1 pseudogene is annotated in these 263 nt (G+C 59.3%); it reads left to right on the top strand.

Features of this window, described 5'->3' with window-relative positions:
- Nucleotides 1-263: pseudogene (locus AF337_RS14110) on the top strand (amino acid permease); the annotation flags it as partial.

Genomic DNA, 263 nt, shown 5'->3' with positions numbered 1-263 from the left:
GTCATCTTCCTGTTCTTCTCCTTCGCGATCCCGATCACGCTCGGCCTGTTCGCCTGGGGCACGTCGAAGTGGGACAAGATGGGGCCATGGAACCTCGGCGAAGGCGTCTTCAAGCTCTTCGCGGTGCTGACTGTGATCGCGATGATCCTGATCTTCATCCTCGGCATCCAGCCGCCGAATGAATGGGCGCTCTACATCACCGTTGGTTTCCTGGTGCTGACCGCGATCGTCTGGTTCGGCTTCGAAAGCCGTCGCTTCAAGGG

Origin of the sequence: Rhizobium ecuadorense (genome assembly GCF_001187535.1) — a bacterium.
In the GTDB taxonomy this organism is placed as follows: Bacteria; Pseudomonadota; Alphaproteobacteria; order Rhizobiales; family Rhizobiaceae; genus Rhizobium; species Rhizobium ecuadorense.
This window is presented reverse-complemented; position numbering and strand designations above follow the sequence as displayed.